Raw genomic sequence first — 26,409 nt, 5'->3', positions numbered from 1 at the left:
CTTTTTCCGTGCGATACCTCAGCGCCGAAAACTAGCATCTGTCGCCATAGGTAACCTTGAGGCACATAGTCGCGACGATGTGACCAGGAACGTCGCACCTGTGGCGCGCCGGTACTTCTACGTTCTGGCCATGCCGACTCGCTTCCGTTCGCGTTAACGCAATTTATTAGGCAGATACATCGTTCGGCAGATATACGCTCACCCCGCTCGTCTTCACACTGCTCTGACAAAACGATAAGTGGCGAAGGAAGGTTGCCCCTCTCCCTCCACCTTTGACGGACGTGTTCATGGATGAGCAACGATCGGTTGAGCACGCTCCTTTTCGGCCGTCCGATGCGGCACCGGAAAATGCGACAGCCACAGGCAAGGTTGTCCACCTACTCGCTCAGGGTGAAGCCTTTCTTCTTCAGCGACGGTGGCAGGACGCCGAGCGATTGTTTCGACATGCACTCACCCAAGGGCATGCCGATGTATCCATCATCGCGCTGCTCGCCCGAACCCTTCTGGCGCAGGGCAAGCTGCGCGAAGCGCGCGAACTGATCAACAGTCAGTCCACTGCTACGGCGTTCACTTCACCCGCCATGCTGCTCCTGCGCGCGCAGATCCTTCTTGAGATGGGTGAGCGACAGGACGCCATCGTCGCCTTCCAGTACGCCCTCGCCGCCGCACCCGACAATGGCAACGCGCATATCGGGCTTGCTGTCGCCTTGGGGCAGGATGGCCAGAGCCGAGCTGCCCATGCCTCGGCCATGATGGCCATCACCCACGGGGTGGACCATGCAGGGAGCCGATCCGTACTGGCGCGCTCGCTGTACGAAATGCATCGCTACGGCGACGCCGAAGCGGAGTACCGCCGCGCCCTGAAGCACTCCCCATGGAACATCGGCACGCACATATCGTTGGCGGAACTGATCTGGCTACGCACGCGTGATGTATCGGCAGCGCTGGTGGAAGTCGATCGCGCATTGCTGCAACTCCGCGATAGCCGCGCGATGGACCTTCGCTTGCTGCGAGCCCGCATGCTGTTCGCGGCAGGCGATCGCGAGGAGGCGCTGGAACAAATTGAGCAATGGATACCGTCGAACCCTAACCATCTGCCGCTGCGCATCCTTGCCATCAAGTTGTGGATCACCATCGACCCCGCGCGAGCAGCGCAGCACGCAACGCATGCCATGCAACTGGCTCCCGGCCACACCGGCGTTATCGGGCTCTATGGTGACGCGATGCTCGCTGCCGGCCATCCGGAAATCGCTGCCCACGTCGCGCAACGCCTGCTAGAGGGAAACCCGCACGACAATCACGCGATCGCCTTGCGGGCTGCGGCGTGGCGACTGCTCGGCGATCCACGTCACCTACCGTTCCATGACTACGAGTCGCTCGTACGAAGCTGCATGCTCGACGTCCCGGACGGCTGGTCCAGCCTCCCGCACTATCTGGACACGTTGGCCGACGAACTGCGCCACGAGCATGAGTTGCTGGCCGAACCGCTTGAGCTAAGCGTTCGCGGCGGAACGCAGGTCGAACATCGCACCACGGAAACTGAGATGCCGGCCGTACGTGCGTTTCCCAAGGCGGTGAACGGCGCTCTGCGGCGCTACATAAGCGCGCTGGGAATCGGCGATACCGCTTGGCACCGTCGCTCAACGGGTCATTACCGCCTCGCGGGTCTCTGGTCCGTGCGCCTGAAGTCCCAAGGCCATCACGTCAGTCACTATCACGGCCAAGGCTGGCTCTCGTCGGCGTGCTACGTGCAGATGCCCAAGGCAGTGAACCAAGGCGGTGGACAAGGATGGCTGAAATTCGGCGAGCCAGGCCTTGCGACACGACCTGCGCTGGGCGCCGATTACTACGTGCAACCCGTCCCCGGCATGATCGTGTTGTTTCCATCGTGGATGTGGCATGGCACCGTGCCATTCACCGGTGCCACCGACGAACATCGACTCACCATGGCTTTCGACGCCGTGCCGGCAGCAATACCGTGAGCCCGTGGAAAGCCTCGGCCTGATCGCCGCGCCCTCCGGCGATCCATGCAGATTGACGGGGTATCGACCCTGCAGCCGCTATACGACAGTCTCGTGTCGCCATCGGAGTCGTTCATGCATCACAGCCGGCTATGCACCCTCGTGCTCGACTGCAAGACCGATGACCTCAGCAAGGCGGCCACGTTTTGGAGTCACGCTCTGGGTAAATCCATCGTCACCCTCGATCAGGATGGTGACGGCAAGTACGCCGAACTCGCCACCGAGGACGACGAACCGATCATCCTGCTGCAGCGCGTGGATCATGAGAGCCACGTGCATCTGGATATCGAGACGGACAACCTGGAGGCCGAAGTCGAGCGGCTAGAGAAACTCGGCGCCACGCGCGTCGCCTTCGTGCGCGATCGCTGGTGGGTGATGGAGGCGCCGAGCGGGCACCGCTTCTGCGTGGTGCGTCCGCAACGCGAACGCTTCGGACCACACCTCAATCGCTGGGAATGATGCGCGCCTTTCGGCGAAGCAGCATCAGTAGTCGCGGATATCCAGCGCGATAAACCCACGCACGCTGTAGCCCTGCTCACTCGCTTGCCACGGCAACGATGCGAGCAACCGGTCGCCCGCAGGCCACGGGGCGTTGTCCAGCAGCGCCTCGGCACTAACCGTGCCGTCATCGCCACGACGATAGAACAGGCGCACCCAGTGCAGCTCAGGATTCAGCGCTGCATCCTGCAACGCGGCACGTAGCGCAGGCATGAGTTCCGAAGGCGGTTCAACGCCGTCCTTGCTCGACAACCAAGGCCCCACGAACACGTCCCAAGTGCGTATGCCGAAATCCCAGCCGTACAAGGTCATGCGACGGTCGTCGGTGACGTACCAGCATGCCGCCAGCAGCACGTGGAAGATGCCTTCCTCGAACGCGCGCAGCGCATCGAGGCAGCCTGCCTCGCCACCACCGACGCCCGCAAAGCTCTCTTCGATATGGCGGTCTTCACTCAGCACCACATCGACGTCCAGACGCCCCGGCTCACCGGCTGCGCCTTCAAACCAGCTTGCGCGCACGGCGGGGAAATCGCCGTCCGTCATCAGCCATTCTTCGTCCGGCTCCAGTTCGACGTCGTGACGCTCGAACAGACGCAGGAGGTATCGCTGGAGATCCGAATCTTGCATGACTGCTTCCGCCTTTAATGCGCCTGAGGGCGCCACACCAACTGACGCACGATCAGCGCCAGCACCAACACCACCACGCATGCCCCATAGCCATACAGCGCCGGCAGTACCTGCTGCCAGATGGCGCCGCTGGACGGGCCGTACTGGCCCACCGCAGGCACCGCGGCAGTATCAAACGCGCTGCCCGCACACTCCACTGCTGCGAAAGCAGCGAGCAACAGTGCAGCGACGTCGAACCAACGACGCAGACGCGTGCGCGGCAGGCTCTTGGGATAGGCCCAGAAGGCCCACCCCAGAATCAGCAGCCAGGGCGCCAGCAACAGAATGGCCAGGTAACGCATGCGTCAATTCACTCCCTGAAGGCCGTAGGCCCCCTTATTCCTGCGCGGCAAGTTGGTCGAGCGCGCCGCGCAGGCGAACCAGTGCTTCGTCGCGCGCTTGCTCGCCGTCATAAGCGGGCGTAGCGCCGACTTCCTCACCATCGATCTCCAGCACCAACGCCTGCGGTAGCACCTGCACTACAGCCGCTGCGCTGCCCAGATCCTTGATGCGCTTCTGCATGGCGCCGGCTGCCTTGGGATCGGCAAACGAGCGCGACAACAGCAGCTCCTCGCCTTCCGAGGAGAACAGGCGGAAACGGAAGCTACCATCCGCATCGCGGAAACTTGCAAGGCGCGGCGCTTTGCCGCCCTTCGCGGTGGCTGTCTTGGACGCAGTCGCCTGCGGCGCCACCGAGGAGCCCGAACGCAGGCCGATGGCATCACGCAGCTCGGCAACCTTCGGCCCCGCGATGGCGCGCGCCTTCTTGGCGCCTTCGTGCAGGATTTCCTCGATCACTGCCGGGCGCGCAATCAACGCGTCGTAGCTCTCGCGCATCGGCGCAATTTCTACTTCCAGACGCTCGAACAGCACCTGCTTCGCCTCGCCCCAGCCCAGCCCGTTGACGAGTGCTTCGCGGAACGCGGTGGATTCAGCCTCGCTGGCGAACGCGCGGAAGATGGTGAACAGCGAGGAGCTGTCCGGATCCTTTGCCTCGCCCGGCAGGCGCGAGTCGGTGACGATGCGCATGATCGCGTCGCGCAAATGCTTCTGACCACCCGCAAACAGCGGAATGGTGTTGTCGTAGCTCTTGGACATCTTGCGGCCATCCAGGCCCGGCAGCGTCGCCACCTGCTCCTCGATCACCACTTCCGGCAGCGCGAAGAATTCGCGGCCGTAGATGTGATTGAAGCGCTGTGCGATATCACGCGCCATTTCGATGTGCTGGATCTGATCGCGCCCCACCGGCACCTTGTTCGCATTGAACGCGAGGATGTCCGCCGCCATCAGCACCGGGTACATGTACAGGCCCGCGGTGACGCCGGCATCCGGGTCTTCACCCGCTTCCGTGTTCTTGTCCACGGAAGCCTTGTACGCATGCGCGCGGTTAAGCAGACCCTTGGCGGTGACGCAGGTAAGGAACCAAGTCAGCTCCGGGATTTCCGGAATGTCCGACTGACGATAGAAGGTGACCTTCTGCGGATCGAGCCCGGCGGCAAGCCACGTGGCGGCAATCTCCAGGCGCGAACGCTCGATGCGCTCCGGATTGTCGCTCTTGATCAGCGCGTGGTAGTCGGCCATGAAGTAAAACGCGTCGACGTCGTCGCGCTTGCTCGCGGCCACGGCCGGGCGAACGGCGCCGACGTAGTTGCCAAGGTGCGGCGTGCCGGTGGTGGTGATGCCGGTAAGTACGCGGGTCTTCATACTCTCTTCTTCGTATCGTTATTGTTTGTTGTTATCAGCGGATCAGCGTGGACTTGCCGAACAGCGATTCGACCAGATCCACTGCGAGACGCGCGGTCTGGTTCTTCTTGTCGAAAGCGGGGTTGAGTTCGACGATGTCGAGCGAACCCACACGCCCCGTATCCGCAATCATCTCCATACAGAGCTGCGCCTCGCGATAGTTCGGGCCGCCGCGCACCGTGGTGCCCACACCCGGCGCAATGCTCGGGTCGAGAAAATCCACGTCGAAGCTGATGTGCAGGTGCGTGTTCTCGTCGATGCCGGCCAGCGCTTCTTCCATCGTGCGCTTCATGCCCACTTCGTCGATATGGCGCATGTCGAAGATGCTCACCTGCGACTCGCGCACCAGGCGCTTCTCGCCCTCGTCCACCGAGCGGATGCCGATCTGACGGAACACCGCCGCCGAAGTGGCTGGCACATGGCCGCCCATCTCGATCAGTTCCTTCGGCCCGTTGCCACACAGGCAGGCCACCGGCATGCCGTGGATATTGCCCGAGGGCGTGGCTTCCGCCGTATTGAAGTCAGCGTGCGCATCCAGCCACAGCACCCGCAGCGTCTTGCCCGTGTCGCGGCAATGGCGCGCCACGGCGCTGATGGAACCGATGGCAAGGCAATGGTCACCGCCCAGCATGATCGGCAGGCGGCCATCGGCCAGCTCCGCGTAGATCGCCTCATGCACGGCTTGGTTCCAGGCGACCACTTCCGGCAGATGGCGATAGCCATCTACCGGCGGCTGCCACGGGTTGAGCGGTCCCTGCAGATTGCCGCGGTCAACCACGTCCAGCCCACGCCGCGTGAGCCTCGCGGCCAGATTGGCCACGCGCAATGCTTCCGGACCCATGGAAGCGCCGCGATGCCCCGCACCGATGTCGGTGGGAACGCCGATCAGGGAAAGTGCCTTGTTGACCATGAAAACCTGCAGTGTGGAAACGGGAAGTACGAGACGTCTTAGTGTGCCAGAGGCAGATGGCGTTGCCGCCACCCATTCAGGCTGCCATCCAGCACCCGCACGTGGGAATAACCGAGGTCGGTGAGCGTCTGCTGTGCCTTCGCGGCACGTTTCCCGGAGACGCAATACACCACGATCTCACTGTCACGCGGCACGCCCAGCACGCCCGCGCGGCTGGCCAGCTGTTCGACCGGGATATTGAGCGCACCGGCGATATGGCCGTCGGCGTATTCGTCGGTATGGCGCACATCCAGCAACACCGGCGCCTGTCCTGTCTGCTGGCGTTGCAGCAGTTGCGCGGCACCGATCGGCGCGTCCGCCGCCATGGCACTACGCATGCCCACCAACAACCACCCTGCAAGCAGGATGGCCCTGAGCCTGCGGGACCGTGTCCCCTGGCCTGGCGAAACGCGCTGAAACACCGCCAACACCTTGAATATCATGAAGTAATGGGCAAGCCGGAAGCCCGGCCACCGCCCATAGTAACGTCAAAGGCACCCAATATTCCCCGCCGGGTGCTGGAGATCGCCCGTTATGCCAGCGAGAGCTGGAAGCACTCGGCAACAGGAAACTGCTTTGTCAGTGCTTCGCCAAGCGGAAGTGCCTGGCGCAACCTACGCGAAGTTGACGCCCGCGATGTCGGCCCCTCTACACCATGCCGCGAATCTTCCCTTCCGCGTGGATCGCAGCGATCAGTTCAACCGATGCATCCGACCACCGCTCGACCGCAGCGCCATCCCGAACAATGGTGTCGTGCACAAACCCGAAGCGATCACCGTCTCGCCAGACTTGGGCGATATAAGCCAAGTCAGCCGGTGTCTTGGTAATGGTGAGCTCGTAGTGAAATGTCGATCCAGCATGGTTGAACCGATGCGTCGATCTCGCCACGGCATAGCCCCACAATCCTTGGTGGCGCACATATATGCCAGCGCAAAAGCACTTCGAACACTCTGCCGAACGGTCTACGCCGAGATCAAGGAAACGTGTACTTGGAACGTAGATCGATCAAAGCGAATGAGTGGCAGTGCTTTCAGAGAGCCAGCTCATTGCCAATGTCTACGCACTCTCGCCGCCAAGTAGTGAGTATCGCCAACATAGCTGGGCTCACAACCGCGAGTATCTCGAAATAAATACACGCCACGCATACCAAGTCAGCAAGAATGATTAGTGAACCTGACCCCGTTCTTGCTCGACAGCGCTACCTTCGCCCTGGTGGCGATATTCAAGATTTGTCCAATTGTCTTTGCGGGTGCACGGCTGTATTAGAAGACCTTTCAAAGGAGCGCAGCGCAATGGCCTCAATGGAAGATCACTATGCTGTCTGTATGCCATGCCGGCTCAGAAATGAGGCCCGCAAAGCTGAGGCGCGCGCCAATCCTCCGACGCCGCACCCTGAGCCCGCGCCGCCGCCGTCATCGATATATGACCCAAATCTCTACTACGCACAATTGCAGCTTGTGCGAGAGGGCGACGGCGGCCCCGTGCCGAATCTGCCCTATGAGGCAATACTAAGCGACGGAACGCGCGAGTGTGGCGCGACAGATGCCAATGGTTTAACTGCGATAATTTGCACTGCGCGACCGCTAGCCGTTCAGCGCGTCACGCTGACGTCGCCAGCCCAGGCTAGGACATTACCGTGCTGCGATGCCCCTTTAGACAGCACAGATGGCGAGCGAATTTATTTAGACGCTGGCAGCAATGTGTTTGCTTACACTGCCAAAACAACGACCGAACCCGCCGTTACCCGTCTACCCGTGCCTAAAGGCCGAGCCCGCGCCTTAACGGCCGGCGAAGAAGCCATCGCGCGAACAGTGTTCGGCGATGGTGTCGACTACTCAGAAGTAAAGATTCACAATCGTGGAACGTTGCTTTTTTTGGGGTTTCAAGACAGCGATACAGCAGTAACGCCAAACGGCGAAATGTTCATGCCTTCCAAAATCTATCGGGACGATTACTCACAGGGCACAGACGCAGATAGGCGTCTATTCATGCACGAAATGGTTCACGTCTGGCAATTCCAAATGGATTACCCGGTGAAGCGCAAGGCGTTGACGGTGACAATTCACGGGGCATCCGCCTATAGCTACACACTGACACCAAATAGTCGTCTAAGTGATTTCAACATGGAGCAGCAAGGCAATTTGATGTCTGACTACTACATGATTTGTATCTATCGGCGCGCTCAATCTGCCTACAATCCTCACACGCACCCGGCATATCTCTATCAGGTGATGCAGCCGTTCGTTAACCCGACCGATCCCCGTCACTTACCGAACGTGAATCTATGAAGCGCTTCTGCCTGATTTCCATTGCGCTGTGGGTCGTTATCGCGCGCAACGCCGCAGGACAGGATGCGCCCAAAGGCTTGCCGTCGTTGACTATCAAGCAAGCCGGCAACGTCCCAGCCGCCTGCTTGCCTATCCACAATGAAGCGTTGCCACTTCTCGGTGCTGCAGTTGGGCCGCTTGATGGCGAGTGGCCGCCGGAAGAATGGGCGATAGTCAGGCAACCTAGCGGTAAGGCATTCATACTAAAGCCGGGAGAGTGCATTACCTACGGAACGACGTTAAACGGATATAGACAAGAAGGCGGGGGGCATCCGTTAGTTGCGGGCGCGACATATGAATTCATCGTGCGTAGCGGCGACAAACCCTCACGATGGGATGAAGGGCTCTTTTTAAGCGTGTTCTGCATCGAGCAGCAGGCTGACGGTTCGCGCCGAATTCTCCCCTATGTTCTTCACGACGATGGCACGGCGACCTATCCGCGCTGCGGAAGATATATAGGCTGGAAAGCAGCGCCGAATAGCTTTATTCCATCTGACTATCCGGCTAGCCGAGAGTAAACGGGCTACAACCAAAAACGGGGTCAGGCTCACTTTCCACAAAGCAGGCCAGCAAATTTCGTAGCCGTTGGGATGGCCGCACTCGCCCCAACAAAAAAGGCCTGCGCAGACCAAGTCCGCACAAGCCTTTCTGTTTATCTGGTGCCGGCAGCAGGAGTCGAACCCGCGACCTACTGATTACAAATCAGTTGCTCTACCAACTGAGCTATACCGGCGAAGGGTGGCAAGTCTAGCAGGCCTGTGTGGCTGAGCGCCAAAGGTGGATCAGAAGCAGCCGGTGCTGTGGGAGCCGACGCCCTTGACGCGGTTGCGCCAGTCGGCGTGGCCATTGTCGGCGATGACCACGTCCAGCCAATACTCGGGCACGGTTTCGGTGCGCTCGGTCATCTGCGCGGGGAAGCCGGCGGCGACCACTTGTTCGCGGCGACGGCGGGCGTTGGCGGGGTCTTTGAACAGGCCCAGCGAGACGGTGTTGGATTGGTCACCCTGGCCGACGACGAAGTAGTCGCCCACGTTGGCGGCGGCGAGGCGGCGGCCGAGTTCCAGCGCCTTGTCGCGGCTACCACCGCCCGGCAGGTAGACCCACCAGCCGGCGGTCTGGGTGGTCTGTTCCTGGCGCGAGCGCATACGCGCGGCCTGGTTGGTGAGCGCGACGCGGGCGTTGCGCATATCCGTCTGTGTAGCGAAGGGCCCCAGCGCCATGCAGGTATAGGTGTTGGGTCGCGGCGGTTGCGGCGGCGCGGGTGCCGGCTCGGGCGCGCGTGCCTGCGGTGTCGGACTGGAGGCCGGGGCAGAAGGCGCGGCAGCCGTCGACGGCGTGGCGGCAGACGATACGGGTGACGCGGGTGTCGAAGACGACGATGGCGCGGCCGGACGCTCACTGAGCAGGTGCAGTTCCGGCACACCGCTATCGGTGGCGGCGCGACCGTGCACGTCGTCCTGGCCGAGCAATAGCCATGCGCCCACTGCGATATTGAGTGCGATCAGCAGGACAAAGAGCAGGCGCAGGAACATCGGCGATCCGATCAGGCGAGCGGCGAAGGAGCAGCCATTTTAGAGAGACTGCTCGACAGGTGTATGTGCGTCCGACCACACGGACAATCCGCGCAGCACGCTGTCCTGGCTGAGCCGTGACGGCAGGGCGATCAGCGGTGCCAGCGATTCCGCGTCGCCGCCACCCAGGATCAACTGCGGCGCACCGCCCAGCGACGCTGACATGTGCGCCACGAAGCGCTCGACCAGCGCGGCAGCGGCCTGCCAGCAGCCGGAGGCGACGGCATCGGGCGTGTTGTCGGCGGCTTCGAGCACCCTGCCCGGCCGGTCGACCAGTACGCGCGCGGTGGCGCCCAACAGCGACTGCTGCATCAACTGCGGTCCGGGCGCGATCAATCCGCCCAGGTGTTTTCCGTCTGCATCGAGCGCGTCTAGCGTCAGCGCGGTGCCGACGCCAGCCAGCACGCATGGCGCCAGCCCTTCGGCGCGGGCGGCCACCATGCCAAGGAAACGATCCACGCCCAGGCGACCGGGTTCGGGATACGCGTTGCGCACGCCGCAAGCTTCGGCAGGCGTGCGTAGCCAGGTCGTCGTCCGTTCGAAGCGGGTAGACACCACGGCGGCGATTTGCGCTTCGCGCGCACCGTCCACGACGGAGGCACCAAACACGTGATGCGGCACGGGCAGGTGGCGCCATGCGTCGTGCAGGGCGAGCACCACGTCATCGTTCCACGCCACCGCACCCTGCGCGTGCCACTGCGCGCCATCACGCAGGGCCCACTTCAGACGCGTGTTGCCGAGATCGAGCAGCAGCCTCATGCGCGACGCACCGTGACGTCGGCGCTATCGATACGATGCAGGCCATCGTCGGCTTGCAGTAGCAGCGCACCGCGCTCGTCCACACCCGCGCCGACGCCTTCCAGGACGCCGGCTGCACCCTGTACGCGCAGCGCTTTGCCATGCAGCAGGTCGTAGCGAGCGTATTCCTCGACGAAGGCGGCGAAGCCTTCGCGCTCGAATTGTTCCAATCCTTCGGCCAGAGCCGTGACCAATGCGGCGGCGACGAGGTTGCGATCCGGTGCCGCGCCGGCCAGTGTCGTCAGGTCGTTCACCGGCTGACCCGCCTGTTCGTGCAGGGCCGAGGTAAGCCGCACATTGAGGCCCACGCCGATAATGGCTGCGCACGGCCCCTGATATTCCCCGCCCAGCTCGACCAGGATGCCAGCAAGCTTGCCGGCGTCGCTCAGCACGTCATTGGGCCATTTGAGGCCCGCGCCCTCGATGCCCAGCGAGGTCAGCGTGCGCATCACGATCACGCCCACTGCCAGCGACAGCCCGGACAAGGCAGCGAAACCCGCGTCGAAGCGCTTGAGGCAAGACAGGTAGACATTGAGCCCCGGCGGCGACAGCCAGCGGCGACCACGGCGGCCACGACCTGCGGTTTGGGTTTCTGCAAGCACCATGCTCATGTCAGGTAGATCCGCCTGTCGGCGCTGGATCTCACTCGAGGTCGAGTCGATCTCCCAATGCAGTTCCAGCGTGCCGAGGCGCTTGCGCACGGTGGCAGGCAGCGCGGCCTTCAGCGCGGGCAAGTCGAGCAGTTGGACCGGCCACGGCAAGCAGTAACCCGCCGTACCGCGTGATTCCACCGGCACGCCGCGCGCCCGCAAAGCCTCGATCTGCTTCCAGATGGCGGCGCGGGTTACACCCGCACGCTCGGCAAGCTGGGCGCCGGACACCATACCGCCATCCGCCAACGCGACCAGCAGCTCCTGCGCCTGCATTACGCGGCGTCCCGGGCCGACACGCCACGACGGCAGCGCCCGCAGGAAAAGGGAAACAGGGAGATAGGACGTGACATCCAATAATTCTAGCTTGCCGGCGCGACGCCTCGCAGCGTCAGCGCACTGTAAGTCGCATGACTTCTGGGACTCGCGGGCTCCGTAAGGTCGAAATAGGTGGCACTGGTATCGCCCCCTTTTTTCTGCCAGCATCGGGATCTTGGATTGCGGATCAAGGGGTTGAACCGCCATGGGTTTCGGGAAGAGCTTGTTTGGATGTGTTCTGTGTGTCGGCAGCCTGAGTGCTGCATCGGCCATGGACGCGGACAGCCAGGATCTGGGCTCGATGCAGCGCACGGTGGACAGCAACTCCAACCATGAAGGCGCAGGCAGCAGCAGTGGCGGCGACGCCCTGGGCCTGCCGCGCGAAACCACAACCGCACCCAGTTCATCCTCGTCGTCGTCCGGCGACAATTGCCCGCAGAACACCCCTGCCCGTGGGGCGCGCGGTCGCCAGAACCGCGTCGGCTGGCAGTCGTTGTTGCCGGGCTCCATCCAGTAACTCCAGTACCCGTGCCCGCTGCCTGGTGGCGGCGCCTCCGCGCCTACCTGACGCCTCCTCCGCTTGCCGATGAACCTTGGCGCAAAGCGCTGTGCGCTTGTCCGCTTGCGCAACGGCTGGATGGCGAACGTCAGCAGGAGCTGCGCCGACTGGTGGGTGTGTTTCTCGCACGCAAGCGCTTTCACGCACTCGCCGATGCCGAACTGAGCGACGACATGTGCACCCTGATCGCCATGCAGGCCTGCATGCCGGTGCTGCGACAAGGGCCGAAGTCGCTGCGAGGCTGGCGCGACATCCTGGTGTATCCCGGCGAGTTCAAGGTGAAACGCAGCCACCATGACGACCGCAGCGGCGTAGTGACCGAAAGCGACGACGTACTGATCGGCGAAGCGTGGGAACGCGGTCCGCTGGTGCTCTCGCTGGCAGACGTGCAGTTGGACCTGGCCCAACCATGGGATGGCTACAACCTGGTCGTGCACGAGATAGCCCACAAACTCGACATGCTCGACGGGCCACCCGACGGCGTGCCGGTGCTCCCGCCACATATTCCTCGACGCCAGTGGATCGTCGCGTTCCAACGAGCCTTCGACCGGCTATCCAACGATGTGGCGCGCGAGCGCGAGACCTTGATCGACCCGTACGGCGCAGAAAGCCCGGACGAGTTCTTCGCCGTGGTGAGCGAACTGCACTGGTCACAGCCGGCGACGTTGCGCCGCGCAGATGCGGTGGTGGCGGATTTGCTGCAGGCGTACTACGGGCCTTCGTCGGCACCGGGGTGAGATGGGGTTTGGCCGTCTAAATTGGGGTGTGAGGCTAGATTGGCTCCTCACCCCAACCATCAACCCGGCGGAAACTTCACACTAAACCGCGCCCCATTGAACTCCGGCGACCGGTCAACCACGAGCTCGCCACCGTAAGCACGAATGATGTCCTGCACGATCGACAAGCCGATTCCGTGCCCTTGTACGCGCTCATCACCACGCACGCCACGCTGTAGCACGCTCTCGATCTTGTCGTCGTCGATACCCGGACCATCGTCCTCCACGCTCAGCCACAGGCCGGGTCGCTGGCGTCCCGCCACCGGGCGCATCTTCACCACCAGCAGCACGCGGTGACTCGCCCATTTGAAGGCGTTTTCCAGCAGATTGCCCATCAGCTCGAGCAGGTCACCCTGCTCGCCGTAGAACGAGGCGTTGTCGTCGATATCGAATTCGCACAGCACGTTCTTGGCGGCGTAGACCTTCTCCAGGCTTTGCACCAGATCTTCCGCGTGCCCCGCAATGGGAATGGCGGTGGTGGCGAAAGTCTGGCGGCCTGAGGTGGCGGCGCGCGCGAGCTGATATGCCACCAGCTCGTCCATCTTGCGTACCTGCTCCAGCACCTGGTTGCGAAGATCCGGCGAATCGCTTTCGAGACCCGAACGGATCACCGCCAGCGGCGTTTTCAAGCTGTGGGCAAGATCGGCCAGCGTGTTGCGTGTGCGCACGCGCTGTTCGCGCTCGCTATCGATAAAGGCGTTGATGCGCTCGGTGAGACCCGTGAGCTCCTGCGGATACTGGTCGCCCAGATGCTCGCGGTCGCCGCGCTCCACGCGCGACATCTCGTTGGCCACTTTGCGCAAGGGCGTCAGGCTCCAGCGCAGCAGCAAGAGCTGCAGCAGGATGAGCATCACGCCCAGCGAGGCCAGCCAGAACACAAGGCTGCGTCGGAATACGGCGTTGCGGCCTTCAAGCTGGTCTTCGGTCTGCGCCACCATAAAGGTGAGGTGCACCGATTTCTTTTCCGACGTATCGAGCGCTACGCCGTAGATGTAGTAATACAAGCGCCCCATGCGCGTATCGACGGGGCCGACAAACTCGCCCTCGCCCGGCGCTAGCGGACGCAGGAAAGCGAAGTCGCGCCCGATGGCCGACGGCGATTCCCATTTGAAACCGCCGTCGCCGATGGTCACGGCGTAAAGACCCGAACCCGGTCGCGAGAAACTCGGATCGGGTGGCGTGTCGGGCAGCAACACTTTGCCGGAGCGACCGACTTCAGTGCCCGCCAGATAGGCTACGACGAAATTCTGAAGACGATCCTGCAGTCCCTTGCGCGAACTATCGGCAGCTGTACGCATAAGCGTAAGGCCGACCACGCCGAGGAATGCAGCCAGCACGAAGCCGGTCGCCAACGCCGCACGCGCCGCCAGTGAGAACGGGCGGCGCGGCGGGGGCGAATCATTCGTCTTCGGCTTCGCTGCGAGGGATGGCAAAGCGGTATCCGCGTCCACGTACCGTCTCGATGGGCTTGAGGTTGCCTTCCGGGTCCAGCTTCCTGCGCAGGCGGCCGATGAAAACCTCCAGCACATTGGAATCGCGATCGAAATCTTGCTGGTAGATGTGCTCGGTCAGGTCGGCCTTGGAGACCAGCTCGCCAGCGTGCAGCATCAGGTATTCGAGCACTTTGTACTCGTAGCTGGTCAGGTCGACCACCTTGCCTTCCACGGTCACCGTCTGCGCGGTGGTGTCCAGCTTGATCGGGCCGCAGGCCAGCACGGGCTTGGACCAACCGCTGGCGCGGCGCACCAGCGCGTTGATGCGCGCCAGCAGTTCTTCGACGTGGAACGGCTTGACGAGGTAATCGTCGGCGCCGTGCTTGAGGCCTTCCACCTTGTCCTGCCAGCCGCCGCGGGCGGTGAGGATCAGGATGGGGTAACGCTGGCCGGCCTCGCGCAGCGCCTTGATCAGGTCCATGCCTGACATCTTCGGCAGGCCCAGGTCGATGATGGCCAGATCGAAGGGCACTTCGCGCCCCATGTACAAGCCTTCTTCGCCGTCCTGGGCTGCATCGACGGCAAAACCATCGCGCTTCAGGCGTGCGGCGAGGGTCTCGCGCAACGGCGCCTCGTCCTCAACCAAAAGAATGCGCATCAGTGTTTCTCCTTGTTGCTTCCACCGTCAGTGGACGGGTTCTTGGTCGGATCACCGGAAGCCGGCCCCTTGCTGGCATCCGTGGTTACGGTCACTACGCGTACGTGCCCCGTCGGCGTGAGCACTTTGACGCGATGTTCGAACGAACTGCGACCCCGACGCACGGTGCTGGCGGACAATACCTTGCCGCCGGTCTCGTGCTGTACCTGGGTCACGGCCTGCTCTAACGACATAGCTGGCTCGTTGGATTGCGCCGCCCAGACGCTTGCGCCCGTCGAGCACGCCAGCAGCCAGACCAAAGGGCGCAGGATTGTTTTCATTTTGTTAAACAAGCCCGTAACACCTGCGGGGACGGTTTCCATCGTCGTTCAGACTATGGACTCGGGCCTGAATATTGACCGGATAAACCTGAACGGTCACGCGGCAACCTGGGTTGGCGCCATGGCCTCCTCGATCAGACCCCAGCCAGCCCCCGGCAAGTGCGCCCCCTCGCTCAGCCGGCGGCGGAAGCCGCGGGCACCCGGCTCGCCCTGGTACAGGCCCAGGATGTGCCGGCTGATGTGTTTGAGCGCCGTGCCACGGGCCAGTTCGGCCTCGATATAGGGTCGCATGTGCAGGAGCACGTCCTCTCGGGTCGGCAAGGGTTCCCCATACAGCGCGGCCTCGACCTGAGCCAGGATGTAGGGGTCGTGGTAAGCCGCCCGGCCCAGCATCACCCCATCCACCTGTTCCAGATGGGCCTGTACCTGTTCCACCGTGGTGATGCCGCCGTTGATGACGATCACCAACCCTGGGAATTCACGCTTGAGGCGATAGACCCGCTCGTAATCCAGCGGCGGGATCTCGCGATTTTCCTTCGGGCTCAGGCCTTGCAGCCACGCCTTGCGGGCATGCACCACCAGTACCTCGACGCCCGCGGCAATCATCGTCTCGGTGAAGTGCTGCAGGTCCGCGTAGTCGTCCTGATCGTCCACGCCGATACGGCATTTGACCGTCACCGGCACGCCCACCGCGTCGCGCATAGCCTTGACGCAGTCACCCACCAGCGCGGGCTCACGCATCAGGCAGGCGCCGAAGCGGCCGGATTGCACGCGATCCGAGGGGCAGCCCACGTTGAGGTTGATCTCGTCATAGCCCGCCTCGGCGCCATAGCGCGCGGCGATGGCCAATTCCCCCGGCTCGCTGCCGCCCAGTTGCAACGCTACCGGGTGCTCCTGCTGGCTGTGTTCGAGCAGGCGCAGCTGCTTGCCACGCACCAGCGCGGCACTGGTCACCATCTCGGTGTACAGGCGGGCATGCGGGGACAGCAGACGGTGGAAGTACCGGCAGTGCCGGTCCGTCCAGTCCATCATGGGGGCAACGGTGAGGCGAACGTCGGTGGGGGCAAGGCTATGCATGCGGCGCATTTTAGCCGTTTGTCCACGGCGCACGCCCATGGGCAAGCTCACCTACGAAAAGGCCCCCGAGTGGGGGCCTTTTGTCGGCCACTCAATTGGCCTTGGCTACCGGAATCAGCCTGCCGTAGTCGGCCTGCGCCAACGTGAGCTCGCGCTTCTCGTAAATGCGCATGTCGATGTCGTGGTGATACACCGTCAACACCACCGATTCGGGTCGCTGATTCTGCAGCTGACCCACCAGTTGGCCCACCCAGCGGATCGGCTGCCCATTGATCCGCTCTATCTGATCGCTGCCGTGCAGTCCCATCCAGCCGTCGGGCCATACCGAAGCAACGAAGACGCGTTGTCGGCCGTCGGTAGTCAGCGTCAACTGGTGCCTACCGTCTTTGACGATAAGGAAGTTGCCGCTGTAGTTCACATGGCTATCAGGCGCCAGCTGGGCGGTTTGCGCAAAGGCGGGCAGTGCCACCATCGCCACCAGACTGGCCATCATCAAAGGCAAAGACTTCATGACAAGTTCTCCTCCTGAGTCCTGTGAAATCCCGCGACCGAGCTCTATGCGCCGGGGCATAAACCCCTCGAAGCTCCTGAAAGCGCGCCAAGAGGATAGCCCTGGATGGCGCTGGGTATGTCAACGGAACGTATGAAGGGGCGGCGCGACAGCGCACCGCACCCGGCCGAAGGCATGAACTGAGCATCCTCCAATGGCATAATGGACGCTTGCGCTGCACTTGCGGCAGCACTCGTCAGGCGCAGCGGTTTCCGCCTTCCCCACACGAGTCCGGTACCGGCATGGTCGGTACCCTGCCCGCAGCTCCCCTGATTCTTTTAGGACGGTAACCGGCAATGGTGGCATTGGCGACGGAGCACGTGATTGACGTGCACCACTGGAACGACAGTCTTTTCAGCTTCCGCACGACGCGTGACCCTGGCTTCCGCTTCGACAGCGGGCAATTCGTGATGATCGGCCTGGAAGTGGATGGCCGCCCCTTGATGCGCGCGTATTCGATCGCCAGCACCAACTACGAGGAGCACTTGGAGTTCTTCAGCATCAAGGTGCCCAATGGCCCGCTGACCTCCCGTCTGCAGCACCTCAAGCCCGGCGACCCGCTGATCGTGAGCCGCAAGCCGACCGGCACGTTGGTGCTCAACGACCTCAAGCCGGGCAAGCACCTGTACCTGCTCGGCACAGGCACGGGCCTGGCGCCATTCATGAGCCTGGTGCGCGACCCGGAAACCTACGAGCGCTACGAGAAAATCGTGATCGCGCACGGCGTGCGCAACGTCAACGACCTCGCCTACATGGATTACCTCGAGAACGAGCTGCCGCAGCACGAGTACCTTGGCGAGCTGGTGCGCGAGAAGCTGGTCTACTACCCCACGGTGACGCGCGAGGCGTTCCGCCACCAGGGCCGCATCACCGACAACATCGTCAACGGCTCGATGAGTGAAGCCATCGGCTTGCCGCCACTCGACCCGACGACCGATCGCGTGATGCTGTGCGGCAGCCCTTCGATGCTGGACGACACCTGCGCGCTGCTCGATGAGCGCGGCTTTCAGGTATCACCGCGTACGCGTGAGCCGGGCGATTACGTGATCGAGCGCGCGTTCGTCGAGAAGTAAGCGACGGAATCGCTTGTTTCAGCGGGAGCGCACGGCGTGCGCTCCCGCTTTCGTTTCGGGTGCCGCGATTACTGCCAAATCGTGTACACCCGCCCGGTGACCACACCCTCTACGCTGCGCCGATAAACCTGCCCTACGCGCTCGCCGGGCACGGCATCGAAACCGGGAAAGTACGGGCCGTAAGCTTCAAGCGCTTCGGTCAGCAGTGTCGCGCTTACCGCATTGATACGCAGGCCACGCGGCAGTTCCGTCGCGGCGGAGCGCACGAAACCTTCGATAGCCGCGTTCACCGTGGTGGCATTCGTGCCCAGTTTGATCGGTTCGACCGCGGTGATGCCGCTGGTCAACGTGAACGAGCCACCATCGCGCAGATGCGGGATGCCCGCAATAACCGCATTCACCTGCCCCATAAGCTTGTCCTGCAGGCCGGACAGAAACTGCGCGGGCGTGGTCTGCACCAGCTCGCCGAAATGCACGTTGCCCGCGGTGGTGACTACCGCATCGAGCTGACCCACCTCGCGATACATGCGCTCCACGCTGGCCATGTCGGTAAGGTCTACGCGCACGTCGCCGGAATGACGGCCGGCGCGGATGAGTTCATGGTGCGGGGCCAGTGCCCCCGCGACGGCCGTGCCAACCGTACCGCTGGCGCCGATAAGCAGAATTCGCATGGATGGAACCTCGATAGCTGCGGCCCCCATGGGTCGCCATGCCCCCAGTCTCCGCTTCTCCCGTACTCCAATAAACGTGCCATTATTCCACCCATTCCAAACTGCAGGTTTGCAATCATGGATACGCTGGCGAGCATGGCGATGTTCGTGCGGGTGGTGGATACCGGCAGCTTTGCCGCTGCTGCCGAAGCGAGCGGCGTATCCCCCACCATGGCCGGCAAGCACATCCGCGCCATCGAGGAACGGCTGGGTGCCCGCCTGCTCCATCGCACCACGCGCCGCCAACAGCTCACCGAGGTCGGCAAGCTCTACTACGAGCGCTGCAAACTGGTACTAGCGGACGTGGAGCTGGCCGAGCGCAGCGCCCATGAACTGCAGGCCACGCCCCGAGGACGACTGCGCCTCACCGCACCCATGAGTTTCGGCAGCCGGCGACTGACCCCAGCGCTCACCGAGTACCTGCAACGCTACCCCGACGTCAGCGTGGAGTTGTCGCTCGACAATCGCGTCTACGACCTGGTGGGCGAAGGCTACGAGCTGGGTATCCGCATCGGTGCAGTGGATGACCCCCAGTTGGTCGCGCGCCAACTGCTGCCGTATCGCATGCTGCTGGCCGCGTCGCCGCAGTACCTGGCACGGCATGGCACGCCGACGCGTCCGGAGGAGCTGTCAAAACACGTCTGCCTTGGCCTGACCAATTGGCGTCGTCGCGATCAGTGGCGGCTGCTCGGCCCCGGTGGCGAGGAATGCGACGTACCCGTGCAGGGCCGGCTTTCGGTGGACCACGGTGATGCCCTGCGTGTCGCGGCGCTGCATGGCGCGGGCATCGTGCTGCAGCCGGAAGTGTTACTCGCGGACGATCTTGCCGAGGGACGCTTGATGGCGGTGTTCCCCGAATGGGCGCCGCCGGCAACGCCCATGCACCTGCTGTATGCGCAGGATCGCCGGCCGACAGCCAAGCTGCGCAGCATGATCGAGTTTTTGCTGGAACGCTTTGGCGCGGATACTGCTCGGTAGAAGCGCTCCTAACAGAGAAGCCCGCTACCTCAATCGCGTATGCGCCCCTGCCCTTCATTGTCCCAATAACCGAACACACGTCGCGCGATGAGTTTGTAGACACGCTTGCCCGTGGCGCGCCACACCCGCGAGTGCATTGCGGGGGTATCGAGAATGACGCGCTGACGCGCCGTCAATGCGTCCGGGCAATAGGTGCGCTTGTGCTTGAGCAGGTGTCGCAGGTCTTCACGTGCCAGCAGGCGGAACAAGGCGCCACGCTTGCCACGCGTCCATGCGATCTGGAAATCGACCACTGCGGGACGACCATCGGCGCGTACAAGCCAGTTCGGCTCTTTGGCAAGATCGTTGTGCACAACGCCACGGCGATGCAGTCGGGCCAACAATCGCAACGCCTCCCGGTAATAGGCGCGATCGTGCGGCTGGGCCTGCTGCATGGGCGCACCGGCGATGTAGCCGCGCAATAGTTCGTGCCCATCCCAACCCAGCAACGCGGGCACACCGTCGAGGCCATCGAGCTTCGCCAGCGCACGGGCTTCGCGCGCGGCGGCACGGCGCGCAACGGTGCGAGCCCACCAACGCGCCGCCATGACGTCGCGACGGATCACGCGCACGCCACTGCGCTCAGTCATTTCGATGCGACCGAGTTCGTCGGCTTTCAAAAGTATGTCGCGTGAGGTATCCACAAGAACGTCACTATCCGCCTGACATCGGCTGCCCCATTGTCGCCGAACCTACGTATGCACGGTGCATCGCCATGCCGATATGCTGCGCCGTCAGAGACGGAGGATGCCATGCTGGAGATCGCGCTTTACGTGTTGGCCGCGCTGCTGATGATCGGTGGCGTCGCTGGCAACATCCTGCCGGCACTGCCGGGCATCCCCATGATCTTCGGCGGCATCTGGCTGGTGGCGGCAGTGGACCATTACCGGCACCTGGGCACGTGGTGGCTGGTGATCATCGGCGCACTGGGCGCGTTTGGCGTACTGATGGACTTCGTCTCGGCGTCCCTTGGCGCCAAACGGGTCGGCGCCAGCCGGCTGGCTCTCTGGGGCGCGGGCCTGGGCACGGTGGTGGGTATGTTCTTCGGCCTGGTCGGCCTGATCGTCGGCCCGTTCCTGGGCGCCCTGGTAGGCGAGCTGGCCTCAGGCACCAGCGTGCTGCGCTCGGCCCATGTAGGTGTGGCCACCTGGCTGGGGTTGCTCTTCGGCACCTTCGTCAAACTGGTGATCTCTTTCGTGATGATCGGCCTGTTCGGCTTTGCCATGCTGTTTGGCTGAGTCCCGGCCACTCCCCGCTGACCCTGGGCCCCGCACCGGACGGCGCGACCTTCGGCACATGGCCGGCCCACGCGCGCCCCTATAGGCTCGGGAAACTTCACTACGGGGAAACCTCATGTCCAAACGTCTTGCCCTGGCGCTGGCGGTATCGCTGGTCGCCGTCGGCTCCGCCCAGGCGGAAACCAAGTCACCCACCTGGATCGACCGCAGCAACACCGATGCCAAGGTGCTGCTCGACGTGATGGCGAAGTTCAACCCCGAGTTCGCCTCGCAGATCGGCGTACCGGGCTTCGACGACAAGGTGGTTGACCTGAAGCCCGACGTCGACGCACGTTCGCGCGCGGCATTCACCGACGCCAAGGCGAAGCTGGAGAAGATGCTCGCCGACGAGAAGGACGCCAACGTCCGCCAGGATCTGCAGATCATGATCAAGGCGACCGACCAGCAGATCGAAGGCATCGATCTGAATCACAAATACATGCTGCCTTACCAGGACGTCGGCCAGCTGATTTTCCAGGGTGAGTTCGCGCTGCTGAAGGACGACGTGGACGCCAAGCGTCGCCCGTCCGCCGTGAAGCGCCTGGAATGCTACGTCGGCAAGACGCCGGGCTGCACGCCGCTCATCGATCTGGCCAAGGCGCAGACCCAGGCGCGCATCGGCGAGAAGGATCTGATCGGCCCGTACAAGAACGAAGTGGAGCAGAAGCTCAGCAACTCGCAGCGCTATGCGCAGGGCATCCGCCAGTTGTTCGCCAAGTACAAGCTCGACGACGCCGACGGCAAGGCCGCACTCGACGCGCTGGACGGCCAGCTCAAGGATTACGACGGCTGGGTGAAGACGACCGTCGTGCCACGCGCACGCGCGGACTTCCGCCTGCCGGAACCGCTGTATGCATACAACCTCAGGCAGGTCGGCATCGATATTCCGCCGGAACAGCTGATCAAGGAAGCAGAGTTCGAATTCGCCGAGCTGCGTTCCATGATGCAAGTGCTGGCGCCGGTGGTGGCGAAGGCCGAAAACATCCAGGCCACCGACTACCGCGACGTGCTGAAAGCACTGAAGAAGGAACAGCTTGGCAAGGATGACGTGGTGCCGTGGTACCACGAGATCATCGGCCACATCGAAGACACCATCCGCCGCGAGCACATCATCACCCTGCCCCAGCGCAAGATGCAGATGCGCCTCGCATCGGAGGCGGAGACCGCCGCCGTGCCGGCGCCGCACATGGACCCGCCGCCGTTCATCAACAATCACGGTGAACAGGGCACCTTCGTGCTGACCATGGGCAACCCTAGCGGCAACAAATCCGACTCGTACGACGACTTCACCTATAAGGCCGCTGCGTGGACGTTGACCTCGCACGAAGGCCGCCCTGGCCACGAGCTACAGTTTGCGGCCATGGTGGAACGCGGCGTGTCGCTGGCACGCAGCCTGTTCGCCTTCAACAGCGTGAACGTGGAAGGGTGGGCGCTGTATGCCGAGTCGGAAATGCTGCCGTATGAGCCGCCGGCCGGCCAGTTCGTGGCCCTGCAGGCCCGCCTGCACCGCGCTGCTCGTGCCTTCCTTGATCCGATGCTCAACCTCGGCCTGATCACCAAGGAACGTGCGCATGACGTGCTGCGTTACGACGTGGGCTTGTCCGAAGCCATGACGCAGCAGGAACTGGACCGCTACACCTTCAATAGCCCCGGCCAGGCCACGGCGTACTTCTATGGCTACATGCGCTTGCAGCAGACGCGCATGAACACCGAGCTGGCGCTGGGCAAAGACTTCAACCGCCAGGCATTCAACGACTTCGTGATCGGTCAGGGTCTGCTGCCGCCGGAACAGCTCGCTGAAGCGGTGCGCACGCAGTTCATTCCGTCGCAAAAGAAGAAGTAATTCTCGCGAGCCGAACGGTTCGCACTAGCGAGGCCGCGTCTTCGGACGCGGCCTCTTCTTTTGTGGAGCCGGTGCGTTGCTGCTCCGTTCAAGCCATTGGGCGAAGCGAGCGGTATCGCGACGAAGCGCGGACGGAACGAGGATGTAGTCGCGACTCGGCGGCTCGTCCGGGCGATGGCGGAATCGCGCAGCGCCCTTCTCCGCCAACAGTTCAGCCTGATCCGCCTCCGCCAGCCGCAGCGCCAACCCTTGCGCGGACAACCACGCGCACGGCTTCTCGTCGAACCAGGCCATCAGACCGCCGAACATCGGCTTGAAACGAAGATCGTGTGGACGCCCCAGGTGCGTGGCGGCGTCTTCCAGTTCCTTGCGCAGAAGCTGGGTATCAGCGCTCACGCCCGTGCGTCGGGCAGCACGTAAAGCAGCACCGCGAGATAGTGCAGCACGCTGCCGGCCAGCACAAAGAAGTGCCACACCGAATGGTGGTACGGCAGCTTGCGCCACAGGTAAAACGGCACGCCCAGCGTGTAAGCCACGCCACCAGCAAGCAGCAGCACCATGCCACCCGTCTGCAAGTGCGCGAGCAAAGGCTTGAACGCGATCACGCCCACCCAGCCCATGCCCACGTACATCAGCACCGCCAACTTGCGGTACTTCTTGAGCATGCCCAGCTCCAGCGCGCTGCCCATCAAGGCCAGCCCCCACACGGTACCGAACAGACTCCAGCCCCAGGCGCCCGGCAGAGCGATCAGGGTGAACGGCGTATAGGTGCCCGCGATAAGCAGGAAAATGGCGATGTGGTCCAGCGTGCGCAATACACGCTTGGCCATCACACCAGGAATGGAGTGATAGAGCGTGGACGCCGTGTAGCAGAGGATCAACGTGGTGCCGAACACCGCACTCGCCACCACGGTGCGCGCATCGCCATAAAGCGATGCATAGGACACCAGCGTGACGAGACCGGCGATGCTCAGCAGGATGCCGATGCCGTGAATGACGCTACTGGCGACCTCGTCGCCGAAGGCATAGCGGGGGAGAGCCGTGCCAGAGCTGGCGGACATGGGGAAGATCCTTGAACCGAACGTACCGGGGGTACGGCTCCGCCACCTTAGCGACCCCGCGTCCGAATGCAAGGCCGCGCGGCGTATGAAACGCCGCGCCCGCCTGCGTCATTCGATGATGAAAGCACCGAACGCGACGCCCAGATCCCAGCCCTTACCCGTGCCGCTGAGCGCCAGGGACACATTGCCCTTGGTCATCACGCGTGCTCCGGCGGATTTCGACGCGCCAGCGTGTACGCCGGCATCGGCGTAGTGCCCCTTGATCTCGCTCATGCTGCCGACGCCAGAGAACTTGCCGACGCCGTTATCGATCTGGCTTTTGCCGAAGGTCAGCCCACCGCCTTTGACGCGGATGTGCACGCTCATGCTCTGGCCGTTACTGCAACGGACGGTGCCGCTGCCGGTAGCCGTTTGATAGAACACCGACCAACCCGCGAGGCGGAAACTCATCTTGCACTCCAGGTCACCGGCATGTGCCGGTGCCGAGCCCACCCAGCCGGCCAAGACCAGCGTCGCCGCCACTACCCACTTCCCCATACCCATGGCATGTCTCCCTTGAAAACGTATCCGCCATCGCGGCAAGCCAGCGATTCTGGCGAGCGCTCACCTTCTACGGCGTGAATACAGCATTCACTCCAGATGTACGCCAAAACAAGTCGCACCGCGAAAAAATGGCACAACCGGGCGTCCCCTCTCTCTCCCCCGACGCCTGGCCTTGCCGCCCCGCCATCCTGTGCGGGGCTTTTTTTGTCCCGCGTTCGCCGCCGCGACAACACGCGCTACACGCTCACTGATGGCAGGCTCTATGCTGGGTACGGACCGGGAATCGGGAGAGCCGCCATGTCAGCGATCGATCTGCTGTTGCATCTGGACCATCTAGACCTCGACGTTGCCGCCCCTCGTGCCGCCCTGGCCCTGGCGCAACGACTGGGTGCACGACTCGATGCACTCTACGTTGCCGACCTTCCCGCCACTGCCTTCAGCCTACCGGAAGCGGTGCCCGTACAACTGGAAGAAACCCAGCGCCGGGTTGCCGAAGCCCGGACCCATGCCGATCAGTGGCAACAGGCACTCAGCCCTCGTTCGCTGACGGGTCGCTGGCGAGTCACCCAAGGCGACACGGTTCAGACACTAAGCCTGGCCGCGTCCGGCTACGACATGCTGGTGATGGAACGCAGCCAGCGGCGCAGCGATGCCCCGGTGGGCTTCGGCTCGGTCTCCCGCTGCGTGTTCGCCAGCGGCCGGCCGGTGCTGGTGGTACCCGACACCGCCCCGGTTCCCAGCCTGGGCGCCAAGGTGCTGGTGGCCTGGAACGGCAGTCGGGAATCGGCCCTCGCCCTCGCCGCCGCCATACCGCTGCTGCAGAAGGCAGATGAGGTGCGCGTGCTCGACGGCAGCGAGATGAACTCGGACATGTTGCCGGTGCTGCCCCCACCCGGCCTGGGCGACTGGCTGCAGCGCCACGGCATTGAGGCCCGGATCGAGACGCTGGATATCGGCCCCAGTCACGCGGCGGGCCCCGCCGTGCTGGACGCGGCGCATGCCCAGGGCGCCGACCTGATTGTCATGGGCGCCTGGAGCCGTTCGCGCCTTGCGCAAATGGTGCTGGGTGGCACCACCCGCCACCTGTTCATGCACGGCGACGTACCCATGCTGGTGGCGCACTGAAAAATCCCTTTCCGGGAGTTTCGGGGCAATCACCCTAGAATAGCCTTCCATACGGCTACTTGTGCAAGTCCCATCAGTGGGCCTAGGGTGAAATTGCACCCACGCGATCCCCACTGCGTCCCCTGCAGCGTGTCGGGTGCGACAACCCAACATCGATACGTCAGGAGGTCGCTTATGTCGTCCGCAAGCCTGGCTTTACCCCGGCACGCCCATCCGGACAGCGTCCGCATCGCTGCGCTGAGTGCTGCCATTGTCCTGAACCTGGCCGCGCTCATGGTCGTCATGCGGCCGATGGCTCCGCAGTGGGCCGCGCAGGTGCAACGCATCACCACTACGCCGATCAGCTGGATCACCCCGGAGAAAGAGCTTCCACCGCCACCGCCCGTCGACATACAAAAGCTGGTGCAGCCGAAAGCCGTGCCGCGTACCCAGGTCGTACCGCAGCCATTACCGGTCAACCCACCCGTGACCACGACGGACGAGGGCAGCATCCCCGCACCGCCGGTGGTGCCGACACTGGCACCGTCGACCGACGCTCCAACGACAGGTGCGCCCGTGGAAGCCACGCTCGCCTACCGGGCGACACCGCTGAAATATCCGCCGCAAGCCCTGCATTCGCACCTGGAAGGACAAGTGATCCTCAAGGTGCTGGTCGACGAGAACGGCGTCCCGCAAGACGTCACGGTGGAGAAGAGCAGCGGCCAGCCCGTGCTCGACCGCAGTGCACGCGAACAAGTCTTGAAGGGGTGGCGGTTCGAGCCGGCCACCGTGAACGGCCATACGGTGCGCGCATGGGCGCGCGTGCCCGTGACATTCAGCCTGAACGAGCTGTAGGCGCGCCCGTCG

At 63.3% G+C, this 26,409-nt stretch carries 31 protein-coding genes and 1 tRNA gene; 12 read left to right on the top strand and 20 right to left on the bottom strand.

The annotated features are described in order from the left end of the window. Nucleotides 1–287 precede the first annotated feature (287 nt). Nucleotides 288–1,982 (top strand): tetratricopeptide repeat protein, encoded by a 1,695-nt coding sequence (locus DyAD56_RS06775; protein WP_146010454.1) that lies wholly within the window; start codon nucleotides 288–290, stop codon nucleotides 1,980–1,982. Between the two features lie 114 nt (nucleotides 1,983–2,096). Further along, nucleotides 2,097–2,480, top strand: a complete 384-nt coding sequence (locus DyAD56_RS06770; protein ID WP_102302162.1) for a VOC family protein — start codon at nucleotides 2,097–2,099, stop codon at nucleotides 2,478–2,480. A gap of 24 nt (nucleotides 2,481–2,504) precedes the next feature. Here the strand turns inward: DyAD56_RS06770 and DyAD56_RS06765 are convergent, their stop codons facing one another. From DyAD56_RS06765 to DyAD56_RS06740, 6 genes are all read right to left on the bottom strand, one after another. Then, on the bottom strand, nucleotides 2,505–3,146 hold the full coding sequence (locus tag DyAD56_RS06765; protein ID WP_102301983.1) for a DUF6348 family protein: 642 nt from the start codon (nucleotides 3,144–3,146) through the stop codon (nucleotides 2,505–2,507). A gap of 14 nt (nucleotides 3,147–3,160) precedes the next feature. After that, nucleotides 3,161–3,487: a hypothetical protein gene (locus DyAD56_RS06760; protein ID WP_102301982.1), complete on the bottom strand. Its 327-nt coding sequence runs from the start codon at nucleotides 3,485–3,487 to the stop codon at nucleotides 3,161–3,163. Between the two features lie 34 nt (nucleotides 3,488–3,521). Beyond that, a complete protein-coding gene (locus tag DyAD56_RS06755) occupies nucleotides 3,522–4,889 on the bottom strand; it encodes a tryptophan--tRNA ligase (protein ID WP_102301981.1) in 1,368 nt (455 codons plus the stop codon). 34 nt (nucleotides 4,890–4,923) lie between these two features. Next, entirely contained in the window at nucleotides 4,924–5,838 is a 915-nt protein-coding gene (rocF, locus tag DyAD56_RS06750) for an arginase (RefSeq protein ID WP_102301980.1), read from the bottom strand. Between the two features lie 38 nt (nucleotides 5,839–5,876). After that, nucleotides 5,877–6,215 carry a rhodanese-like domain-containing protein gene (locus DyAD56_RS06745; RefSeq protein ID WP_233202314.1) on the bottom strand — a complete coding sequence of 113 codons (339 nt, stop codon included), beginning with the start codon at nucleotides 6,213–6,215 and terminating at the stop codon, nucleotides 5,877–5,879. Between the two features lie 310 nt (nucleotides 6,216–6,525). Continuing rightward, complete coding sequence (locus tag DyAD56_RS06740) at nucleotides 6,526–6,795, bottom strand: hypothetical protein (protein WP_146010453.1); 270 nt, start codon at nucleotides 6,793–6,795, stop codon at nucleotides 6,526–6,528. 374 nt (nucleotides 6,796–7,169) lie between these two features. On the opposite strand from DyAD56_RS06740, the gene DyAD56_RS23540 reads away from it, so the two are divergent. Both DyAD56_RS23540 and DyAD56_RS06730 read left to right on the top strand, forming a co-directional pair. Then, nucleotides 7,170–8,165: a hypothetical protein gene (locus DyAD56_RS23540; protein ID WP_146010452.1), complete on the top strand. Its 996-nt coding sequence runs from the start codon at nucleotides 7,170–7,172 to the stop codon at nucleotides 8,163–8,165. Continuing rightward, nucleotides 8,162–8,722, top strand: coding sequence for a hypothetical protein (locus DyAD56_RS06730; RefSeq protein ID WP_102301976.1), 561 nt, complete (start codon nucleotides 8,162–8,164; stop codon nucleotides 8,720–8,722). Before DyAD56_RS23540 ends, DyAD56_RS06730 begins: the two co-directional genes overlap by 4 nt. 139 nt (nucleotides 8,723–8,861) lie before the next feature. On the opposite strand, the gene DyAD56_RS06725 is transcribed toward DyAD56_RS06730, so the two are convergent. From DyAD56_RS06725 to DyAD56_RS06710, 4 genes are all read right to left on the bottom strand, one after another. Next, nucleotides 8,862–8,937, bottom strand: a tRNA-Thr gene (locus tag DyAD56_RS06725). Nucleotides 8,938–8,986: 49 nt separating this feature from the next. Next, entirely contained in the window at nucleotides 8,987–9,736 is a 750-nt protein-coding gene (locus DyAD56_RS06720; protein ID WP_102301975.1) for an SPOR domain-containing protein, read from the bottom strand. A 39-nt stretch (nucleotides 9,737–9,775) separates the two neighbouring features. Then, nucleotides 9,776–10,534: a type III pantothenate kinase gene (locus DyAD56_RS06715; RefSeq protein WP_102301974.1), complete on the bottom strand. Its 759-nt coding sequence runs from the start codon at nucleotides 10,532–10,534 to the stop codon at nucleotides 9,776–9,778. Further along, entirely contained in the window at nucleotides 10,531–11,499 is a 969-nt protein-coding gene (locus DyAD56_RS06710; protein ID WP_102301973.1) for a biotin--[acetyl-CoA-carboxylase] ligase, read from the bottom strand. The genes DyAD56_RS06715 and DyAD56_RS06710 overlap by 4 nt, the downstream gene beginning before the upstream one ends. Nucleotides 11,500–11,746: 247 nt before the next feature. Between DyAD56_RS06710 and DyAD56_RS06705 the strand changes: the two genes are divergently transcribed. Then, a complete protein-coding gene (locus DyAD56_RS06705; RefSeq protein WP_102301972.1) occupies nucleotides 11,747–12,058 on the top strand; it encodes a hypothetical protein in 312 nt (103 codons plus the stop codon). Between the two features lie 11 nt (nucleotides 12,059–12,069). Continuing rightward, entirely contained in the window at nucleotides 12,070–12,837 is a 768-nt protein-coding gene (locus DyAD56_RS06700; RefSeq protein ID WP_102301971.1) for a M90 family metallopeptidase, read from the top strand. A gap of 59 nt (nucleotides 12,838–12,896) precedes the next feature. On the opposite strand, the gene DyAD56_RS06695 is transcribed toward DyAD56_RS06700, so the two are convergent. The 5 genes from DyAD56_RS06695 to DyAD56_RS06675 form a co-directional block, all read right to left on the bottom strand. After that, nucleotides 12,897–14,228 (bottom strand): ATP-binding protein, encoded by a 1,332-nt coding sequence (locus DyAD56_RS06695; RefSeq protein ID WP_233202328.1) that lies wholly within the window; start codon nucleotides 14,226–14,228, stop codon nucleotides 12,897–12,899. Nucleotides 14,229–14,274: 46 nt separating this feature from the next. Beyond that, nucleotides 14,275–14,967, bottom strand: coding sequence for a response regulator transcription factor (locus tag DyAD56_RS06690; protein ID WP_102301970.1), 693 nt, complete (start codon nucleotides 14,965–14,967; stop codon nucleotides 14,275–14,277). Continuing rightward, nucleotides 14,967–15,200 carry a hypothetical protein gene (locus DyAD56_RS06685; protein ID WP_233202313.1) on the bottom strand — a complete coding sequence of 78 codons (234 nt, stop codon included), beginning with the start codon at nucleotides 15,198–15,200 and terminating at the stop codon, nucleotides 14,967–14,969. Before DyAD56_RS06685 ends, DyAD56_RS06690 begins: the two co-directional genes overlap by 1 nt. Nucleotides 15,201–15,383: 183 nt before the next feature. Beyond that, nucleotides 15,384–16,364, bottom strand: coding sequence for a tRNA dihydrouridine(20/20a) synthase DusA (dusA, locus tag DyAD56_RS06680; protein WP_102302160.1), 981 nt, complete (start codon nucleotides 16,362–16,364; stop codon nucleotides 15,384–15,386). Between the two features lie 91 nt (nucleotides 16,365–16,455). Continuing rightward, nucleotides 16,456–16,875 carry a PDZ domain-containing protein gene (locus tag DyAD56_RS06675; protein ID WP_102301968.1) on the bottom strand — a complete coding sequence of 140 codons (420 nt, stop codon included), beginning with the start codon at nucleotides 16,873–16,875 and terminating at the stop codon, nucleotides 16,456–16,458. Between the two features lie 335 nt (nucleotides 16,876–17,210). Between DyAD56_RS06675 and DyAD56_RS06670 the strand changes: the two genes are divergently transcribed. Next, nucleotides 17,211–17,987: a ferredoxin--NADP reductase gene (locus tag DyAD56_RS06670; RefSeq protein WP_102301967.1), complete on the top strand. Its 777-nt coding sequence runs from the start codon at nucleotides 17,211–17,213 to the stop codon at nucleotides 17,985–17,987. Nucleotides 17,988–18,055: 68 nt separating this feature from the next. Here DyAD56_RS06670 and DyAD56_RS06665 read toward each other — a convergent pair whose 3' ends face one another. Continuing rightward, complete coding sequence (locus tag DyAD56_RS06665) at nucleotides 18,056–18,658, bottom strand: short chain dehydrogenase (protein ID WP_102301966.1); 603 nt, start codon at nucleotides 18,656–18,658, stop codon at nucleotides 18,056–18,058. Nucleotides 18,659–18,775: 117 nt separating this feature from the next. Between DyAD56_RS06665 and DyAD56_RS06660 the strand changes: the two genes are divergently transcribed. Next, nucleotides 18,776–19,675, top strand: coding sequence for a LysR family transcriptional regulator (locus DyAD56_RS06660; RefSeq protein WP_102301965.1), 900 nt, complete (start codon nucleotides 18,776–18,778; stop codon nucleotides 19,673–19,675). Nucleotides 19,676–19,704: 29 nt separating this feature from the next. Here the strand turns inward: DyAD56_RS06660 and DyAD56_RS06655 are convergent, their stop codons facing one another. Further along, a complete protein-coding gene (locus tag DyAD56_RS06655; protein WP_233202326.1) occupies nucleotides 19,705–20,340 on the bottom strand; it encodes an RIO1 family regulatory kinase/ATPase in 636 nt (211 codons plus the stop codon). Between the two features lie 129 nt (nucleotides 20,341–20,469). On the opposite strand from DyAD56_RS06655, the gene DyAD56_RS06650 reads away from it, so the two are divergent. Together DyAD56_RS06650 and DyAD56_RS06645 are read left to right on the top strand one after the other, a co-directional pair. After that, entirely contained in the window at nucleotides 20,470–20,952 is a 483-nt protein-coding gene (locus DyAD56_RS06650; RefSeq protein ID WP_102302158.1) for a DUF456 domain-containing protein, read from the top strand. 115 nt (nucleotides 20,953–21,067) lie between these two features. Then, the gene (locus DyAD56_RS06645; protein WP_102301964.1) at nucleotides 21,068–22,834 is read left to right on the top strand and encodes a DUF885 domain-containing protein; all 1,767 of its coding nucleotides are present in this window, start codon (nucleotides 21,068–21,070) and stop codon (nucleotides 22,832–22,834) included. Nucleotides 22,835–22,858: 24 nt separating this feature from the next. Here the strand turns inward: DyAD56_RS06645 and DyAD56_RS06640 are convergent, their stop codons facing one another. The 3 genes from DyAD56_RS06640 to DyAD56_RS06630 all read right to left on the bottom strand — a co-directional run bounded on the left by DyAD56_RS06640 (nucleotide 22,859) and on the right by DyAD56_RS06630 (nucleotide 24,432). Beyond that, nucleotides 22,859–23,230, bottom strand: coding sequence for a TfoX/Sxy family protein (locus tag DyAD56_RS06640; RefSeq protein ID WP_102301963.1), 372 nt, complete (start codon nucleotides 23,228–23,230; stop codon nucleotides 22,859–22,861). Next, nucleotides 23,227–23,895, bottom strand: a complete 669-nt coding sequence (locus tag DyAD56_RS06635) for a hemolysin III family protein (RefSeq protein WP_102301962.1) — start codon at nucleotides 23,893–23,895, stop codon at nucleotides 23,227–23,229. The genes DyAD56_RS06640 and DyAD56_RS06635 overlap by 4 nt, the downstream gene beginning before the upstream one ends. 108 nt (nucleotides 23,896–24,003) lie before the next feature. Further along, nucleotides 24,004–24,432 (bottom strand): hypothetical protein, encoded by a 429-nt coding sequence (locus tag DyAD56_RS06630; protein ID WP_233202325.1) that lies wholly within the window; start codon nucleotides 24,430–24,432, stop codon nucleotides 24,004–24,006. Between the two features lie 303 nt (nucleotides 24,433–24,735). Here DyAD56_RS06630 and DyAD56_RS06625 point away from each other — a divergent pair, with 303 nt between their 5' ends. Then, nucleotides 24,736–25,563, top strand: a complete 828-nt coding sequence (locus DyAD56_RS06625) for a universal stress protein (RefSeq protein ID WP_158241282.1) — start codon at nucleotides 24,736–24,738, stop codon at nucleotides 25,561–25,563. Nucleotides 25,564–25,737: 174 nt separating this feature from the next. After that, on the top strand, nucleotides 25,738–26,397 hold the full coding sequence (locus tag DyAD56_RS06620) for an energy transducer TonB (protein ID WP_102301959.1): 660 nt from the start codon (nucleotides 25,738–25,740) through the stop codon (nucleotides 26,395–26,397). Nucleotides 26,398–26,409: the final 12 nt, after the last annotated feature.

Origin of the sequence: Dyella sp. AD56 (assembly GCF_002878475.1) — a bacterium.
Taxonomy (GTDB): Bacteria; Pseudomonadota; Gammaproteobacteria; order Xanthomonadales; family Rhodanobacteraceae; genus Dyella.
Note: the sequence above shows the minus strand (reverse complement) of the source record. Positions and strands in the feature narration are given on the sequence as shown.

Excerpts from the sequence above, each read along its gene's own strand:
- DyAD56_RS06760 (WP_102301982.1), bottom strand. The coding sequence starts at position 3,487 with ATGCGTTACCTGGCCATTCTGTTGCTGGCGCCCTGGCTGCTGATTCTG.
- DyAD56_RS06660 (WP_102301965.1), top strand. The coding sequence starts at position 18,776 with ATGGATACGCTGGCGAGCATGGCGATGTTCGTGCGGGTGGTGGATACC.
- DyAD56_RS06720 (WP_102301975.1), bottom strand. The coding sequence starts at position 9,736 with ATGTTCCTGCGCCTGCTCTTTGTCCTGCTGATCGCACTCAATATCGCA.
- DyAD56_RS06730 (WP_102301976.1), top strand. The coding sequence starts at position 8,162 with ATGAAGCGCTTCTGCCTGATTTCCATTGCGCTGTGGGTCGTTATCGCG.
- DyAD56_RS06775 (WP_146010454.1), top strand. The coding sequence starts at position 288 with ATGGATGAGCAACGATCGGTTGAGCACGCTCCTTTTCGGCCGTCCGAT.
- DyAD56_RS06665 (WP_102301966.1), bottom strand. The coding sequence starts at position 18,658 with ATGCGAATTCTGCTTATCGGCGCCAGCGGTACGGTTGGCACGGCCGTC.
- DyAD56_RS06670 (WP_102301967.1), top strand. The coding sequence starts at position 17,211 with ATGGTGGCATTGGCGACGGAGCACGTGATTGACGTGCACCACTGGAAC.
- DyAD56_RS06685 (WP_233202313.1), bottom strand. The coding sequence starts at position 15,200 with ATGTCGTTAGAGCAGGCCGTGACCCAGGTACAGCACGAGACCGGCGGC.
- DyAD56_RS06645 (WP_102301964.1), top strand. The coding sequence starts at position 21,068 with ATGTCCAAACGTCTTGCCCTGGCGCTGGCGGTATCGCTGGTCGCCGTC.
- DyAD56_RS06745 (WP_233202314.1), bottom strand. The coding sequence starts at position 6,215 with ATGCGTAGTGCCATGGCGGCGGACGCGCCGATCGGTGCCGCGCAACTG.
- DyAD56_RS06675 (WP_102301968.1), bottom strand. The coding sequence starts at position 16,875 with ATGAAGTCTTTGCCTTTGATGATGGCCAGTCTGGTGGCGATGGTGGCA.
- DyAD56_RS06765 (WP_102301983.1), bottom strand. The coding sequence starts at position 3,146 with ATGCAAGATTCGGATCTCCAGCGATACCTCCTGCGTCTGTTCGAGCGT.
- DyAD56_RS06705 (WP_102301972.1), top strand. The coding sequence starts at position 11,747 with ATGGGTTTCGGGAAGAGCTTGTTTGGATGTGTTCTGTGTGTCGGCAGC.
- DyAD56_RS06715 (WP_102301974.1), bottom strand. The coding sequence starts at position 10,534 with ATGAGGCTGCTGCTCGATCTCGGCAACACGCGTCTGAAGTGGGCCCTG.
- rocF (WP_102301980.1), bottom strand. The coding sequence starts at position 5,838 with ATGGTCAACAAGGCACTTTCCCTGATCGGCGTTCCCACCGACATCGGT.
- DyAD56_RS06625 (WP_158241282.1), top strand. The coding sequence starts at position 24,736 with ATGTCAGCGATCGATCTGCTGTTGCATCTGGACCATCTAGACCTCGAC.
- DyAD56_RS23540 (WP_146010452.1), top strand. The coding sequence starts at position 7,170 with ATGGCCTCAATGGAAGATCACTATGCTGTCTGTATGCCATGCCGGCTC.
- DyAD56_RS06755 (WP_102301981.1), bottom strand. The coding sequence starts at position 4,889 with ATGAAGACCCGCGTACTTACCGGCATCACCACCACCGGCACGCCGCAC.
- DyAD56_RS06620 (WP_102301959.1), top strand. The coding sequence starts at position 25,738 with ATGTCGTCCGCAAGCCTGGCTTTACCCCGGCACGCCCATCCGGACAGC.
- DyAD56_RS06630 (WP_233202325.1), bottom strand. The coding sequence starts at position 24,432 with ATGGGGAAGTGGGTAGTGGCGGCGACGCTGGTCTTGGCCGGCTGGGTG.
- DyAD56_RS06690 (WP_102301970.1), bottom strand. The coding sequence starts at position 14,967 with ATGCGCATTCTTTTGGTTGAGGACGAGGCGCCGTTGCGCGAGACCCTC.
- DyAD56_RS06710 (WP_102301973.1), bottom strand. The coding sequence starts at position 11,499 with ATGCAGGCGCAGGAGCTGCTGGTCGCGTTGGCGGATGGCGGTATGGTG.
- dusA (WP_102302160.1), bottom strand. The coding sequence starts at position 16,364 with ATGCATAGCCTTGCCCCCACCGACGTTCGCCTCACCGTTGCCCCCATG.
- DyAD56_RS06635 (WP_102301962.1), bottom strand. The coding sequence starts at position 23,895 with ATGTCCGCCAGCTCTGGCACGGCTCTCCCCCGCTATGCCTTCGGCGAC.
- DyAD56_RS06770 (WP_102302162.1), top strand. The coding sequence starts at position 2,097 with ATGCATCACAGCCGGCTATGCACCCTCGTGCTCGACTGCAAGACCGAT.